Raw genomic sequence first — 14,408 nt, forward strand, 5'->3', positions numbered from 1 at the left:
CAGCCCATCCCTTATCCTACACTCTGGAGTGAACTCCAGAGTCAAGGCTATTTTTTCAGACGACCCACAACGAGCGCACGATCATAAAGTGACCGGCGAAGTAGCAGGCGGCGACAATCGCGCTGTCGGCGGTAAAGCGGCGACGATAGTGTGAGATAAACCAGACGGCGTTTGCCAGCAGCAGCAGACCGGCACCCACCATGATCGAGAAGCTGTAATCGGTCGGGCGGAAGAAGTACTGCTCGGTCGCTATCCAGGTCATCACCAGCGTCATGCCGATAAAGGTGCAGACAGGCCAGCGCAGATCTTCCAGTCGGCTCCAGATGACGCCAATCAGGGCGGCACCGATGATGAGCAGCGTCAGCGGAATTGGCCAGAAGAAGGTCATGGTCATGCTGGCGGCGAAGCAGAGGGTATAAAGCAGGTGCGACAGGAAGAAAGCCCCGATGGCATAGAGCATCTGCTGACGTGGCAGCAGCGTTAACGCATCACCGACCAGCGTCGCGACCAGACCGGCCAGAATCAGGTAGTCCGTAGTCTGCAGCACCGGTGCCTGCCAGGCCAGCCCGACAAGCAGCAGCAGCGTGACCGGCTTAAATAACCAGCGTTGCCATTGCGGGCCGCGATAGGTGGCGTCGACATAGAGCCAGCCGGAGAAAAGTACAGCGAGGAAAGACCAGAGCATTGTTTCTCCCTTTTTTGTTCAAAATGGTGAAAGATCCCAAAATATCCCTTCCAGTTTAGGTTAAGCCTCTGAGATGTGACAATCAGGCAACTCTGGTTGTATGCTTTGCCGCCTGATTAATCATCCTGCAGGCACAAGAACGCTATGAGCAAACCGCCGCTAATCTTTATCATCGTTCTGGCGATTATCGCCGTGCTGGCGACCCGTCAGTTCATTAAGCAACGCCGGGAAGTGGCGGTGAATGACGCTTCACCCGAGCGTTCTCTGCAGGCTGAGGTCAAAACCAAACGTGAATTTCCTGCACCCAATCGCCGTTCGCGGCAGCGGGAAGTGATCGCCGGGGAAGAGATGCGCTACGAGGTGCTGTTTCACCCGCTTAACGGTGCCAGCGACATCAAAGTGCAGCTTAAAGAGGCGGAATATCATCAGCTGGACAAGGGCGCCAGAGGTGAACTGAAGATGCAGGGCACGCGCTTTATCAGCTTCACACCCCGGCAGTAACCGGCGGGCAGTGCGCCCGCCCGGAATTATTTCTTGCGTGGGAAGTTTTTCTTCTGCCAGGCGACCAGTTCGAACACCCCGAACAGAAACACTTTGGCCTGGGTGACGCGGTCAATCGGCGGCGCATCTTTGGTCTGCGTGGTGCGCAGTAACACCAGCTGCAGGCCATGCATCAGGATCATGAAAATCAGCGCAACGTTGATAAAATAAGTCAGCGGTTTCGGGTAGGGATGAACCAGGTTAGCCAGCAGAAATCCCCATACGCATAGCATCAACAGACGCCCCAAATTAAGTAACATCCTGCGTCTCCTGTTGACGTTGATACAAACGATAAGCCACTTGTCCGGCTATTTTCTCGCGATAAAGATCCCACTCTGGCGGCACCGGCGGTGCGCCATTTTCCACTTCACTTTCGACGTAAATCAGCGCCTGATCGGCCAGCCAGTGATTCTGCTCCAGCAGCTGTAACGTCTGTTCCAGCAATCCCTGACGAAACGGCGGATCGATAAACACCACATCGAACGGTTCACCTTGCTGTGCCAGCCAGTTTAACGCATTGGTCTGAATCACGGTGCCATTACTGGCGCGCAACGTCTGCAGATTTTTTGTCAGCTGCTGCGCCACCGGACGTTCCAGCTCCAGCAGCGTTGCCGATCCCGCGTAACGCGACAGGGCTTCCAGTCCTAATGCGCCGCTACCGGCAAAGCAGTCGAGGCAGCGCGCCTCTGGCAGCACCGGGGCCAGCCAGTTAAACAGCGTCTCACGTACCCGATCGGTGGTCGGGCGCAGTCCGGCGCTGTCCGGCACCGGCAGTTTGCGTCCGCGCCACTGGCCGCCAATGATGCGAATCTGCCCGGCACCGCCTGTACTGCGGGGGTTTTTATTCATCTTGCTCACAACTCGTCATAATTTGTTGCGTAGTTTAACGGGCGAATCGGTGAGAAGAAACGTTAAAAAAGGGTGCTGTGGTGAGCTGGCTGGAAAGTGTTAGACTACTGAGTTGCTGAAGTCATGCATTATTCTGCGGTTTACGCCGGTCTGGCGCTGACCAACTTTCATTGATTTACCCCTGGAAACCACGCGCGACCGGGACAAAGCCATCGAGGAGTGTCGTCACACAATGGCAAAAGAGAAAAAACGTGGCTTTTTTTCCTGGCTGGGATTTGGCAAAGAGGAAGAGAAACAACCTGTAGCGGAGGAGCAGACACAAGAGGTCGCAGAACCCGCAGAGCAGCAGGCAGAACAGGACGCCCCGGCATTAAGCCAGGCTGAAGCGCAAGCGGAAGAGACTGTCGTTATCACCGAAACGGTGGCCGGGCAGCAGCGTGAGGCGGAAGTCACCGCGGCAGCGCCGCACGAGTCAGCACCCATGGTGCTGGATGAAGCTGCGCCGATTGAGGCCGATCCTGAAGCGCTACTGGAAATCGCCGCACCTGAACATGACGCGACGCCGGTTATCGACGCCGACGACGTGGTAAAACCAGCCGTTGATGCGGAACCCGCCGATGCGCCGTTAAGCGAAGAAGAGCTGACCGCCCTGGCACTGGGCGACGCCCCGATCGTTGAAACCCCGGACAGCGAAGCGGACGCGCCGTTAAGCGAAGAAGAGCTGACCGCGCTGGCGCTGGATGACGCCGGGATCGTTGAAACCCCGCACAGCGAAGCCGAAGCGCCGTTAAGCGATGAAGCGCTGACGCCGGACGAAGCTGCGATCGTTGAAACCCCGGACAGCGAAGCGGAAGCACCGCTCACCGAGGAAGAGCTGACCGCACTGGCACTGGGCGAAGCCGAAGTCACCGACGCGGAACCGGCAGAGACATTATCCGATACCGTCAGCGATCTCCCGCTGGCCGCCGCGCCACTCATCGTGCAGGAGCAGGAGCGTCCCAGCAAAGAGGGCTTCTTTGCCCGCCTGAAGCGCAGCCTGGTGAAAACCCGTCAGAACCTCGGTTCCGGTTTTATCAGCCTGTTCCGTGGCAAAAAGATTGATGATGAGCTGTTTGACGAGCTGGAAGAGCAGCTGCTGATTGCGGATGTGGGTGTGGATACCACTCGCCGCATCATCACGCATCTGACCCAGCAGGCAAACCGCAAGCAGCTGCGTGACGCGGAAGCGCTCTTCGGCCTGCTGAAAGCGGAGATGGCCTCGATTCTGGCGAAAGTGGACGCGCCACTGGACGTCTCAGGCAAAACGCCGTTTGTGATCCTGATGGTTGGCGTCAATGGTGTAGGTAAAACCACCACCATCGGTAAACTGGCGCGCCAGTATCAGGCTGAAGGCAAATCCGTGATGTTAGCGGCTGGTGATACCTTCCGCGCCGCGGCTGTTGAGCAGCTGCAGGTGTGGGGCCAGCGCAATAACATTCCGGTGATTGCTCAGCACACCGGTGCAGATTCCGCTTCGGTGATCTTCGATGCTATTCAGGCGGCTAAATCGCGTGGCGTTGACGTGCTGATTGCCGATACCGCGGGTCGTCTGCAGAACAAATCGCACCTGATGGAAGAGCTGAAAAAAATCACCCGCGTGATGAAGAAACTGGATGATTCAGCGCCACACGAAGTGATGCTGACGCTGGATGCCAGCACCGGACAGAATGCGGTCAGCCAGGCCCGACTGTTTAACGAAGCCGTTGGCGTGACCGGGATTGCGCTCACCAAGCTGGATGGCACCGCCAAAGGCGGCGTGATCTTCTCGGTGGCCGATCAGTTCGGTATTCCGATTCGCTACATTGGTGTCGGTGAAGGCATTGAAGATTTACGGCCGTTTAAGGCGGAAGATTTTATTGAGGCACTGTTTGCCCGAGAGGACTAATTAGGATGATTCGCTTTGAAGAGGTCAGTAAGGCATATCTCGGCGGACGTCAGGCGCTGCAGGGGGTAGATTTCCGTCTGCGTCCCGGCGAAATGGCGTTTCTGACCGGCCACTCCGGTGCCGGTAAAAGTACCTTGCTGAAGCTGATTTGTGGCATTGAGCGCCCGAGTGCCGGAAAAATCTGGTTCAGCGGCCATGACATTTCCCGCCTGCGTAACAGCGAGGTGCCTTTCCTGCGTCGTCAGATCGGCATGATTTTCCAGGATCACCACCTGCTGATGGATCGTTCGGTTTATGAAAATGTGGCGATCCCGCTGATTATCTCCGGTGCCAGCGGCGAAGACATTCGTCGTCGCGTTTCGGCGGCACTGGATAAAGTGGGTCTGCTCGACAAAGCGAAAAGTTATCCGATTCAGCTTTCTGGCGGTGAACAGCAGCGTGTGGGCATCGCCCGTGCGGTGGTGAACAAGCCAGCCGTGCTGCTGGCCGATGAACCGACCGGTAACCTTGACGACGCGCTGTCAGAAGATATTCTGCGCCTGTTCGAAGAGTTTAACCGCGTCGGCGTCACCGTCCTGATGGCGACGCATGACAGCGGTCTTATCGCCCGACGCAACTACCGGATGATGACGCTGAATCAGGGACGTCTGCACGGAGGCCACGATGGTCAATAAACGCATTAAACGTCCGGCTGCGCCGAAAGCGAAGCAGCAGTCGAAGAGTAAAGCGCTGAAAGGCGGCTGGCAGGAGCAGTGGCGCTATGCGCTGCGCGGTACGCTTTCTGATATGTGGCGTCAGCCGCTGGCAACCCTGCTGACGGTGATGGTCATCGCCATTTCACTGACGCTGCCCAGCGTCTGCTACATGGTATGGAAAAACGTCAGCCAGGCGGCAACGCAGTGGTATCCGGCGCCGCAGTTAACCGTTTATCTCTCCAAAACGCTGGATGACACGGCGGCAGAAAACGTGGTGGCGCAGCTCAAGCAGGTCGAAGGCGTGGATAACGTCAACTACCTGACGCGGGAAGAGGCGCTGAACGAGTTCCGCAACTGGTCAGGCTTTGGCGGCGCAATGGATATGCTGGAGCAGAATCCGCTGCCTGCGGTGGCCATCATCACACCTAAGCTCAATTTCCAGAACTCAGACACCATGCAAAGCCTGCGCGATCGGGTAACCAAAGTGCAGGGCGTGGATGAAGTGCGTATGGATGATAGCTGGTTTGCGCGGCTGGCGGCGCTGACCGGGCTGGTGGGGCAGATCGCTTCAATGATTGGCGTGCTGATGATCGTGGCAGTGTTCCTGGTGATCGGTAACAGCGTCCGGCTCAGCATCTTTGCCCGACGCGACACCATTAACGTGCAGAAGCTGATTGGTGCCACTGACGGCTTTATCCTGCGTCCGTTCCTCTATGGCGGGGCGCTGCTGGGCTTCAGCGGGGCGGTGCTGTCGCTGCTGCTGTCGGAAGTGCTGGTGCTGCGTCTGCAGTCCGTTGTTGCCAGTGTAGCGACGGTATTTGGTACCACCTTCTCGCTGGAAGGCTTCTCCTGGGATGAGGCGCTGCTGCTGTTACTGATTGCGGCGATCATCGGCTGGGTGGCTGCGTGGCTGGCAACGGTACAACATTTACGTCGATTTACGCCGCAGTAAACGCCTGCAACATTTTTTTGTTATAATGGTCCTCTGCTACCGATGGTGGGTGCAGAGGATATTTCCCCTCTTCCCTTCCTGTCATCTGTGTGTAAAATATTCACCGCTATAATTGAACTTGTGGATAACTTTACCACTCTAAGTAGCACAGATTGCTTTCGGATTTCGCGCGACGTTGACGTAATGTATCGTCTGCGCAGGGAAATGTGCGGCAATTCCACTGAATTTGTGAGGGTTTGAATGACCAAAGAAATGCAAACTTTAGCTATTGCTCCTCTTGGCAACCTGGAGTCTTACGTCCGGGCTGCGAATACCTGGCCGATGCTCTCGGCAGAAGAGGAAAAAGCGTTGGCTGAACGGCTGCATTACCAGGGCGATCTGGATGCGGCAAAGACGCTGATCCTGTCTCACCTACGCTTTGTAGTTCATATCGCTCGTAATTACTCCGGCTACGGTCTGCCACAGGCTGACCTGGTCCAGGAAGGCAATATCGGCCTGATGAAAGCGGTACGTCGCTTCAACCCAGAAGTGGGCGTGCGTCTGGTTTCGTTTGCCGTGCACTGGATTAAAGCGGAGATTCACGAATACGTGCTGCGTAACTGGCGTATCGTGAAAGTCGCGACCACCAAAGCACAGCGTAAGCTGTTCTTTAACCTGCGTAAAACCAAGCAGCGTCTGGGCTGGTTCAATCAGGACGAAGTCGAGATGGTTGCGCGTGAGCTGGGCGTAAGCAGCAAAGATGTGCGTGAAATGGAATCGCGTATGGCCGCGCAGGATATGACCTTTGATATGTCTGCCGACGACGAGAGCAGCGAAGGCCGCTCTATGGCACCCGTGCTTTATCTTCAGGATAAAACCTCTGACTTTGCTGACGGCATTGAAGAGGATAACTGGGATGCGCACGCGGCTGACAAGCTGAGCTATGCGATGGAAGGTCTGGATGAGCGTAGTCAGCACATCATTCGCGCCCGCTGGCTGGACGAAGACAATAAAACCACGCTGCAGGAGCTGGCCGATCAGTACGGCGTGTCAGCCGAACGTGTCCGGCAGCTGGAAAAGAACGCCATGAAGAAACTGCGTATGGCGATCGAAGCGTAACGCACTTCGACATCTTAAGGGGCGACTTTATGTCGCCCTTTTTGTTTTTCTGCGCCTGACTATTCTACCGCCATTATCCAGCCGTCACTCTGCGCCCTGAAGCCACACGCCTGCATAAAGGCTGCCCGCACCTGCTGATCGTCACTGCCATCATCGGCAATCCACCAGTCCGCTATCGACCCATTCTGCCTGATCGTCTCCTCCAGTAAATATTGTCCCACCCCGCGTCGGCGCGTGACATCGCGCACCGACAGCCGGTGAACTTTGCCGTGGATCCCGGCGATTTCCAGCTGCAAACCCGCCAGTAGCCGGTCGTTAAAACGGGCAGCATAGAGACGATGGCGCTCATCCAGCTGCTGCTCCAGTTGTTCAATCTCCAGATCCGGCCAGACTTTGCCAAGATCAATGCGGTCCTGCGCGGTCAGCGTGGTTAAACGCTGGATAGTGAGCTTCATAACAAAAACCTCTGTAACAGGGGAAAGTGCAGCGAAAATGTACAACCAGAGTGCTACCACATTTTCATCAATAAAACAGGTCAAAAGATGGTCGGGATGCCAGGATGATAGTTGTAAACAGGGAGAGCGTGCGATCAATCCAGCATAACGCGCTGGCAAAGCGGTGAAAAACCGGCCGTTGCCTCCAGTGTATTATGCTGTTTCACTCAGTCAATTCTGAATATGTCAGTTGATTTACAGAAGAAACTTCCTGTTTAATAACCTGAAAAATAAAGCCTTATTAATAAAAAATGTCAGAAAAGTACGCTAACTCATTCATGCTTAATCAGTTTTCGACTTTATCTGACAGCACAAACACTCACAACATACACGACAAAACAAATGGGGTAGTCAGGATGAAAATGAAAGGTCGCGCATTACTGGCGGGATGTGTAGCACTGGCGATGAGCCATGCGGCGCTGGCTGAAGATATCAAAGTGGCGATTGTTGGCGCAATGTCTGGCCCGGTGGCGCAGTACGGCGACATGCAGTTCGCCGGTGCGACTCAGGCAATTGAAGATATCAACGCCAAAGGCGGTGTTAACGGCAACAAACTGGTTGCGGTGAAATATGACGACGCCTGTGACCCGAAACAGGCGGTTGCGGTAGCGAACAAGGTGATTAACGACGGCATCCGCTACGTGATCGGCCATCTCTGCTCTTCATCCACCCAGCCCGCTTCTGACATCTATGAAGATGAAGGTGTGCTGATGATTACCCCGGCGGCGACCGCCCCTGACCTGACTTCCCGCGGCTATAAACTGATTATGCGCACCACCGGTCTCGACTCCGATCAGGGGCCGACCGCCGCGAAATATGTGATGAGCGAGCTTAAACCGCAGCGCATCGCCGTAGTGCATGACAAACAGCAGTATGGCGAAGGCCTGGCGCGCTCCGTACAGGAGAGCCTGAAAAAGCAGGGCGCTAATATCGTGATGTTTGAAGGTATCACCGCTGGCGATAAAGATTTCTCTACGCTGGTCGCGCGCTTCAAGAAAGAGAACGTCGATTTCGTCTATTTCGGCGGTTACTACCCGGAAATGGGCCAGATCGTGCGTCAGGCACGTGCTGCGGGCCTGAAAACCCAGTTTATGGGACCGGAAGGCGTGGGTAACGCCTCGCTGTCCAACATCGCCGGTGCCGCTTCTGAAGGCATGCTGGTGACCCTGCCAAAACGCTATGACCAGGTTGAAACCAACAAACCGATCGTGGAAGCGCTGAAAGCGAAGAAACTGGATCCGACCGGACCGTTCGTCTGGACCACCTATGCCGCACTGCAGTCGCTGGCAACCGGCATGGAGCGCAGCAAGAGCGCTGAGCCGGACGCTATCGTGAAAAACCTCAAGGAAGGTGCCGAGGTGCCAACCGTGATGGGCAACCTTAACTGGGATGAGAAGGGTGACCTTAAGGGCTTTGAATTCGGCGTCTTTAAATGGCATGCCGATGGCACCTCGACTGCTGTGAAGTAAACCAGGCTGTTTTGTGGTGAGCGGGAGACCGGTTAACCGGTTTCCCCTGACCAGCGACACGAACGCCTGGTGCTGGTCTGCCAGGCGTTTTTTGTACCCCGATCGCCCATGATCGGTTAAGTAAGGGTCAAGGTATGTCCGAGCAGTTTCTCTATTTTATTCAGCAGATGTTTAACGGTGTGACCCTGGGCAGCACCTACGCGCTGATCGCCATCGGTTACACCATGGTTTACGGCATTATCGGCATGATCAACTTCGCCCACGGCGAGGTCTACATGATCGGTAGCTATGTCTCCTTTATCGTGATTGCCGCCCTGATGATGATGGGCATCGACACCACCTGGCTGATGATTGCGGCCGGCTTTGTGATGGCGGTAATTATCTCCAGCGCCTACGGCTGGAGCATTGAGCGCGTCGCCTACCGGCCTGTGCGCTCATCCAAGCGCCTGATTGCGCTGATCTCCGCCATCGGGATGTCGATATTCCTGCAAAACTACGTCAGCCTGACGCAGGGTTCACGCGACCTGGCGCTGCCGAGTCTGATTACCGGACAGTGGACGGTAGGCGAGAGCAACGGCTTTGCCGCCACGATTTCTACCATGCAGATAGTGATCTGGGTGGTGACGTTCCTGGCGATGCTGGCGCTGACCACCTTTATCCGCTACTCACGCATGGGCCGCGCCTGCCGCGCCTGCGCAGAAGACCTGAAAATGGCCAGCCTGCTGGGAATTAACACGGACCGCGTGATCTCGCTGACCTTTGTCATCGGTGCCGCGATGGCCGCGGTGGCGGGCGTATTGCTGGGACAGTTCTACGGTTCAATCAACCCCTTCATCGGCTTTATGGCAGGTATGAAGGCATTCACCGCCGCCGTGCTGGGCGGGATTGGCAGTATTCCGGGCGCGATGATTGGTGGTCTGGTACTGGGCATCGCCGAGGCGCTGACCTCGGCCTATCTCAGCACGGAATATAAAGATGTGGTCTCGTTTGCCCTGCTGATTGTGGTGCTGCTGGTGATGCCGACCGGGATTCTGGGTCGCCCGGAGGTCGAAAAAGTATGAAGACTTCCTTTATCAATGCCCTGATCTCCTCGGTGATGCTGCTGGTACTCGCCACCTTCTTTATGGGGCTGCGCCTGAATCTGGACGGCACTAATCTGGTAGTGCAGAACGCCGGCAGCGTGCGCTGGAACTGGATCGCCACAGGCTGTGCGGTGGTGTTTCTGTTTCAGCTGCTGCGTCCGGTATGGCAAAGCGGCCTGAAGAAAATCTCCGGTCCGGCGCTGGTGTTACCGGGTCTGGATGGCTCGACGCCGAAGCAGAAACTGGTGATGGCGGTGCTGATTATCGCCGCCGTTGCCTGGCCATTCCTGGTGTCACGCGGCACCGTCGATATCGCCACCATGACGCTGATCTACGTGATGCTCGGTCTGGGCTTAAACGTGGTGGTCGGCCTCTCTGGCCTGCTGGTGCTGGGTTATGGCGGCTTTTACGCCATCGGTGCCTATACCTTTGCGCTGCTGAACCACTATTACGGTCTCGGCTTCTGGCAGTGCCTGCCGCTCTCCGGCATAGTTGCCGCGCTGTTTGGTCTGCTGCTGGGCTTCCCGGTGCTGCGACTGCGCGGCGACTATCTGGCGATAGTGACGCTGGGCTTCGGTGAGATCGTGCGTATTCTGCTGCTGAACAATACCGCCCTGACCGGCGGGCCGAACGGCATCAGCCAGATCCCGAAACCGACGCTGTTTGGTCTGGAGTTTGGTCGTACGCCGCGGGAAGGCGGCTGGGATACCTTCCATAACTTCTTTGGGCTGAAGTACGATCCCAGCGACCGCATTATCTTCCTCTACCTGGTGGCGCTGTTGCTGGTGGTGCTGACGCTGTTTGTGATCAACCGGCTGCTGCGGATGCCGCTGGGCCGAGCCTGGGAAGCCCTGCGTGAGGATGAGATTGCCTGCCGTTCACTGGGCCTCAGCCCGACCCGCATCAAGCTGACCGCCTTTACCATCAGTGCCGCGTTTGCCGGTTTTGCCGGCAGCCTGTTCGCGGCGCGTCAGGGCTTTGTCAGCCCGGAATCCTTTACCTTTGTCGAATCCGCCTTTGTGCTGGCGATTGTGGTGCTGGGCGGGATGGGGTCGCAGTTTGCGGTGATTCTGGCCGCCATTCTGCTGGTGGTGTCACGCGAGCTGATGCGCGATCTCAATGAGTACAGCATGCTGGTGCTGGGTGGCCTGATGGTGCTGATGATGATCTGGCGTCCGCAGGGCCTGTTGCCGATGAAGCGTCCGCATCTGAAGCTCAGAACCGGTAAACAAGGAGAGCAGGCATGATTCAGCCTTTATTAGCCGTTGAAGGCCTGATGATGCGCTTCGGCGGTCTGTTAGCCGTGAACAATGTGGCGCTGGAGCTGCGTCCGCAGGAGATCGTTTCGCTGATTGGCCCCAACGGTGCCGGTAAAACCACCGTGTTCAACTGCCTGACCGGCTTTTACAAGCCAACCGGCGGGACGATCACATTGCGTGAGCAGCATCTTGAAGGGCTGCCGGGCCAGAAGATTGCGCGGATGGGCATCGTGCGGACGTTCCAGCACGTGCGTCTGTTCCGTGAGATGACGGTCATTGAGAACCTGCTGGTGGCGCAGCATCAGCATCTGAAAAGCGGCGTATTTTCCGGTCTGCTGAAAACGCCGGCGTTTCGCCGCAGTGAGAGCGAGGCGCTGGATCGTGCGGCGACCTGGCTGGAGCGGGTGGGGCTGCTGGATCTGGCTAACCGTCAGGCGGGCAATCTGGCCTATGGTCAGCAGCGTCGGCTGGAGATTGCGCGCTGTATGGTGACGCGCCCGGAAATCCTGATGCTGGATGAACCGGCAGCGGGCCTTAACCCCAAAGAGACCCATGAGCTGGATGCGCTGATTGCGGAACTGCGTGGCGAACACAAGGTGTCGGTGCTGCTGATTGAACATGATATGAAGCTGGTGATGGGGATTTCTGACCGTATTTATGTGGTCAATCAGGGAACGCCGCTGGCTAACGGAACGCCGGAAGAGATTCGTAATAACCCGGATGTCATTCGTGCCTATTTAGGAGAGGCCTGAGATGGCAAATGCGATGTTAACCATTGAGAACGTCAGCGCCCACTACGGCAAAATTCAGGCGCTGCACAACGTCAGTCTCTATATCAATCAGGGCGAAATCGTCACCCTGATTGGCGCTAACGGTGCAGGAAAAACCACGCTGCTGGGTACGCTATGCGGCGAGCCGCGCGCGACGCAGGGCACCATTACCTTTGATGGCAAAACCATTACCGACTGGCAAACCTCACGCATTATGCGTGAAGCGATCGCCATCGTGCCGGAAGGCCGACGGGTCTTTTCGCGCATGACGGTAGAAGAGAACCTGGCGATGGGGGGCTTTTTTGCCAGCCGTCCGGACTACCTGACGCGGATCAAGCGCGTTTATGAACTCTTCCCGCGGCTGGAGGAGCGTAAAATCCAGCGCGCCGGGACGATGTCGGGCGGTGAACAGCAGATGCTGGCGATTGGTCGTGCGCTGATGAGCCAGCCGCGCCTGCTGTTGCTGGATGAGCCGTCTCTGGGACTGGCACCGATCATTATTCAGCAAATCTTCGACACCATTGAGCAGCTGCGCAGCGAGGGGATGACGATTTTCCTGGTGGAGCAGAATGCGAATCAGGCGCTGAAGCTGGCGGATAGGGGCTATGTGCTGGAGAACGGGCATGTGGTGCTTGAAGACACAGGTTCAGCACTCCTTTCCAACGAAGCCGTCCGCAGTGCTTACTTAGGTGCCTGATGGGGCACGGCCTGGCTTACTTGCCATTTCGACACCGGGCAGTGCTCGTAATCCTCACGTATATATATACGCTCCGGTTACTGCGCGCTTTGGTACACAGGCCTGGCTTACTGGTCAGGTTGCGGTTGGGCAGTGCTCGCCATCCTCACGTACTACGTGTACGCTCCGGTGGCTGCGCGCTGTCCGCCCGCAACCTGCCTGCGCCGCCGACGGCCTTCAAAATGGGTGTGTGATGCGGCGCAGACGGCCTTGAGTGTCGGTGTAGAGGGGCCGCCATCGCCTTTTGCATTTGGTGAGGTAGAATCCGCTGCGGGCTTTTTTACTGCCCAGCCGCTCTGCAAATTATGTAACCAAAACCTGGCAGCGGTGCCGCGTTACCGCTGCGCTGCCAGACTCCTCTTTTGCGCATACCGGTCTGTCACCCGGCTGTCATCTTTCTGTTATTAATCCTTCATTTCCCCGTGTCATGTTACTTCGCGAAACAGAAATCCGTGATTTCACGCGTATTTACCTGCACAGGAAAATTCTATGTCCGTCGTTACCTTTCGTCGTAGCCTGATGAGCGTGCTGCTCGGTCTGACGCTCAGCAGCCATGCCATGGCCGCCACTGAGATCCCTTTCTGGCACTCTATGGAAGGCGAGCTAGGCAAAGAAGTGGATTCGCTGGCACAGCGTTTTAACCAGACGCATCCCGATTACAAAATTGTTCCGACCTACAAAGGTAACTACGAGCAGAGCCTGGCAGCAGGAATTGCGGCAATGCGCAGCGGCAAAGCCCCTGCGGTGCTGCAGGTTTATGAAGTCGGTACGGCGACCATGATGGCCTCGCAGGCGATTGTGCCGGTGCATCAGGTCTTCAAAGACGCCGGAATCCCCTTTGATGAAAAGCAGTTCGTGCCAACTGTGGCGGGCTACTACAGCGACAGCAAAGGTCAGCTGATCTCTCAGCCGTTCAACAGCTCGACGCCAGTGCTCTACTACAACAAAGACGCCTTTAAAAAAGCGGGTCTGAACCCGGACCAGCCGCCGAAAACCTGGCAGGAGCTGGCGACGGATGCCGCTGCACTGCGCAAATCGGGCATGAGCTGTGGCTACGCCAGCGGCTGGCAGGGCTGGATCCAGATTGAAAACTTCAGCGCCTGGCACGCTCTGCCGGTAGCGACCAAAAACAACGGGTTTGACGGACTTGATGCGGTGCTGGAGTTCAACAAACCGGTACTGGTTCGTCATATCGAGCTGCTGGAAGCGATGAACAAGAAAGGGGACTTCACCTACTTTGGCCGCAAAGATGAGTCCACCGCCAAGTTCTACAACGGCGACTGCGGTATCACCACTGCCTCATCGGGTTCGCTGGCTGATATCCGTCATTACGCCAAATTCAACTTCGGTGTTGGCATGATGCCGTATGACGAGACCGTGCCGAATGCGCCGCAGAACGCCCTGATCGGTGGTGCCAGCCTGTGGGTGATGAAAGGCAAAGATGCGACAACCTACAAAGGCGTGGCTGAGTTTATGCAGTTCCTCGCTAAACCGGAAATCGCCGCGGAATGGCACCAGAAAACCGGCTATCTGCCGATTACCACCGCCGCCTACGAGCTGACTAAACAGCAGGGCTTCTACGATAAGAATCCGGGTGCGGATATCGCTACCCGTCAGATGATGAACAAGCCGCCACTGCCGTTCACCAAAGGCATGCGTCTGGGCAACATGCCGCAGATTCGTACCGTGATCGACGAAGAGCTGGAAAGCGTCTGGACCGGCAAGCAGTCGCCGCAGAACGCGATGGATAACGCAGTGAAACGCGGTAACGAGTTGCTGCGCCGCTTCCAGCAGCAGGTGAAGTAATCTCTCCTTGCGGGCCAGCTCAGGCTGGCCCCTCTCTCTGACGCCAGGT

At 56.7% G+C, this 14,408-nt stretch carries 15 protein-coding genes; 11 read left to right on the plus strand and 4 right to left on the minus strand.

Annotation, left to right across the window (positions count from 1 at the left end):
• Positions 1-55: 55 nt before the first annotated feature.
• Positions 56-685, minus strand: coding sequence for a lysoplasmalogenase (locus tag ACX8ZY_RS01470; protein ID WP_086906610.1), 630 nt, complete (start codon positions 683-685; stop codon positions 56-58).
• A 144-nt stretch (positions 686-829) separates the two neighbouring features.
• On the opposite strand from ACX8ZY_RS01470, the gene ACX8ZY_RS01475 reads away from it, so the two are divergent.
• Entirely contained in the window at positions 830-1,186 is a 357-nt protein-coding gene (locus tag ACX8ZY_RS01475; RefSeq protein ID WP_022624010.1) for a DUF2500 domain-containing protein, read from the plus strand.
• A gap of 26 nt (positions 1,187-1,212) precedes the next feature.
• Here ACX8ZY_RS01475 and ACX8ZY_RS01480 read toward each other — a convergent pair whose 3' ends face one another.
• On the minus strand, positions 1,213-1,485 hold the full coding sequence (locus tag ACX8ZY_RS01480) for a DUF1145 family protein (protein ID WP_003852192.1): 273 nt from the start codon (positions 1,483-1,485) through the stop codon (positions 1,213-1,215).
• Entirely contained in the window at positions 1,475-2,074 is a 600-nt protein-coding gene (gene rsmD / locus ACX8ZY_RS01485; protein WP_250489570.1) for a 16S rRNA (guanine(966)-N(2))-methyltransferase, read from the minus strand. Before rsmD ends, ACX8ZY_RS01480 begins: the two co-directional genes overlap by 11 nt.
• Positions 2,075-2,306: 232 nt before the next feature.
• Between rsmD and ftsY the strand changes: the two genes are divergently transcribed.
• The 4 genes from ftsY to rpoH all read left to right on the plus strand — a co-directional run bounded on the left by ftsY (position 2,307) and on the right by rpoH (position 6,743).
• Entirely contained in the window at positions 2,307-3,998 is a 1,692-nt protein-coding gene (gene ftsY / locus ACX8ZY_RS01490) for a signal recognition particle-docking protein FtsY (protein ID WP_250327953.1), read from the plus strand.
• Positions 3,999-4,003: 5 nt separating this feature from the next.
• The gene (ftsE, locus tag ACX8ZY_RS01495) at positions 4,004-4,672 is read left to right on the plus strand and encodes a cell division ATP-binding protein FtsE (RefSeq protein ID WP_010253318.1); all 669 of its coding nucleotides are present in this window, start codon (positions 4,004-4,006) and stop codon (positions 4,670-4,672) included.
• Positions 4,662-5,645, plus strand: coding sequence for a permease-like cell division protein FtsX (gene ftsX, locus ACX8ZY_RS01500; RefSeq protein WP_010253316.1), 984 nt, complete (start codon positions 4,662-4,664; stop codon positions 5,643-5,645). Before ftsE ends, ftsX begins: the two co-directional genes overlap by 11 nt.
• Positions 5,646-5,885: 240 nt before the next feature.
• Complete coding sequence (gene rpoH / locus ACX8ZY_RS01505) at positions 5,886-6,743, plus strand: RNA polymerase sigma factor RpoH (RefSeq protein ID WP_010253314.1); 858 nt, start codon at positions 5,886-5,888, stop codon at positions 6,741-6,743.
• Positions 6,744-6,802: 59 nt separating this feature from the next.
• On the opposite strand, the gene panM is transcribed toward rpoH, so the two are convergent.
• Positions 6,803-7,198, minus strand: coding sequence for an aspartate 1-decarboxylase autocleavage activator PanM (gene panM / locus ACX8ZY_RS01510; protein ID WP_010253313.1), 396 nt, complete (start codon positions 7,196-7,198; stop codon positions 6,803-6,805).
• A 395-nt stretch (positions 7,199-7,593) separates the two neighbouring features.
• Between panM and ACX8ZY_RS01515 the strand changes: the two genes are divergently transcribed.
• From ACX8ZY_RS01515 to ugpB, 6 genes are all read left to right on the plus strand, one after another.
• Complete coding sequence (locus ACX8ZY_RS01515; protein ID WP_459260602.1) at positions 7,594-8,706, plus strand: branched-chain amino acid ABC transporter substrate-binding protein; 1,113 nt, start codon at positions 7,594-7,596, stop codon at positions 8,704-8,706.
• 134 nt (positions 8,707-8,840) lie between these two features.
• Positions 8,841-9,767 (plus strand): high-affinity branched-chain amino acid ABC transporter permease LivH, encoded by a 927-nt coding sequence (gene livH, locus ACX8ZY_RS01520; RefSeq protein WP_009087789.1) that lies wholly within the window; start codon positions 8,841-8,843, stop codon positions 9,765-9,767.
• Positions 9,764-11,035: a high-affinity branched-chain amino acid ABC transporter permease LivM gene (locus tag ACX8ZY_RS01525; protein WP_010253305.1), complete on the plus strand. Its 1,272-nt coding sequence runs from the start codon at positions 9,764-9,766 to the stop codon at positions 11,033-11,035. Before livH ends, ACX8ZY_RS01525 begins: the two co-directional genes overlap by 4 nt.
• Entirely contained in the window at positions 11,032-11,799 is a 768-nt protein-coding gene (gene livG / locus ACX8ZY_RS01530) for a high-affinity branched-chain amino acid ABC transporter ATP-binding protein LivG (protein WP_010253302.1), read from the plus strand. The genes ACX8ZY_RS01525 and livG overlap by 4 nt, the downstream gene beginning before the upstream one ends.
• A gap of 1 nt (position 11,800) precedes the next feature.
• Entirely contained in the window at positions 11,801-12,514 is a 714-nt protein-coding gene (livF, locus tag ACX8ZY_RS01535; protein WP_029519452.1) for a high-affinity branched-chain amino acid ABC transporter ATP-binding protein LivF, read from the plus strand.
• Positions 12,515-13,042: 528 nt separating this feature from the next.
• On the plus strand, positions 13,043-14,359 hold the full coding sequence (gene ugpB / locus ACX8ZY_RS01540) for a sn-glycerol-3-phosphate ABC transporter substrate-binding protein UgpB (RefSeq protein ID WP_337037915.1): 1,317 nt from the start codon (positions 13,043-13,045) through the stop codon (positions 14,357-14,359).
• Positions 14,360-14,408: the final 49 nt, after the last annotated feature.

Source organism: Pantoea sp. XAF26B01_ASV70 (assembly GCF_054512635.1).

What these genes read in the sequence shown, in the direction of transcription:
- ACX8ZY_RS01470 (WP_086906610.1), bottom strand. Translation starts at nt 685, where the DNA reads ATGCTCTGGTCTTTCCTCGCTGTACTTTTCTCCGGCTGGCTCTATGTC.
- ACX8ZY_RS01475 (WP_022624010.1), top strand. Translation starts at nt 830, where the DNA reads ATGAGCAAACCGCCGCTAATCTTTATCATCGTTCTGGCGATTATCGCC.
- ACX8ZY_RS01480 (WP_003852192.1), bottom strand. Translation starts at nt 1,485, where the DNA reads ATGTTACTTAATTTGGGGCGTCTGTTGATGCTATGCGTATGGGGATTT.
- rsmD (WP_250489570.1), bottom strand. Translation starts at nt 2,074, where the DNA reads ATGAATAAAAACCCCCGCAGTACAGGCGGTGCCGGGCAGATTCGCATC.
- ftsY (WP_250327953.1), top strand. Translation starts at nt 2,307, where the DNA reads ATGGCAAAAGAGAAAAAACGTGGCTTTTTTTCCTGGCTGGGATTTGGC.
- ftsE (WP_010253318.1), top strand. Translation starts at nt 4,004, where the DNA reads ATGATTCGCTTTGAAGAGGTCAGTAAGGCATATCTCGGCGGACGTCAG.
- ftsX (WP_010253316.1), top strand. Translation starts at nt 4,662, where the DNA reads ATGGTCAATAAACGCATTAAACGTCCGGCTGCGCCGAAAGCGAAGCAG.
- rpoH (WP_010253314.1), top strand. Translation starts at nt 5,886, where the DNA reads ATGACCAAAGAAATGCAAACTTTAGCTATTGCTCCTCTTGGCAACCTG.
- panM (WP_010253313.1), bottom strand. Translation starts at nt 7,198, where the DNA reads ATGAAGCTCACTATCCAGCGTTTAACCACGCTGACCGCGCAGGACCGC.
- ACX8ZY_RS01515 (WP_459260602.1), top strand. Translation starts at nt 7,594, where the DNA reads ATGAAAATGAAAGGTCGCGCATTACTGGCGGGATGTGTAGCACTGGCG.
- livH (WP_009087789.1), top strand. Translation starts at nt 8,841, where the DNA reads ATGTCCGAGCAGTTTCTCTATTTTATTCAGCAGATGTTTAACGGTGTG.
- ACX8ZY_RS01525 (WP_010253305.1), top strand. Translation starts at nt 9,764, where the DNA reads ATGAAGACTTCCTTTATCAATGCCCTGATCTCCTCGGTGATGCTGCTG.
- livG (WP_010253302.1), top strand. Translation starts at nt 11,032, where the DNA reads ATGATTCAGCCTTTATTAGCCGTTGAAGGCCTGATGATGCGCTTCGGC.
- livF (WP_029519452.1), top strand. Translation starts at nt 11,801, where the DNA reads ATGGCAAATGCGATGTTAACCATTGAGAACGTCAGCGCCCACTACGGC.
- ugpB (WP_337037915.1), top strand. Translation starts at nt 13,043, where the DNA reads ATGTCCGTCGTTACCTTTCGTCGTAGCCTGATGAGCGTGCTGCTCGGT.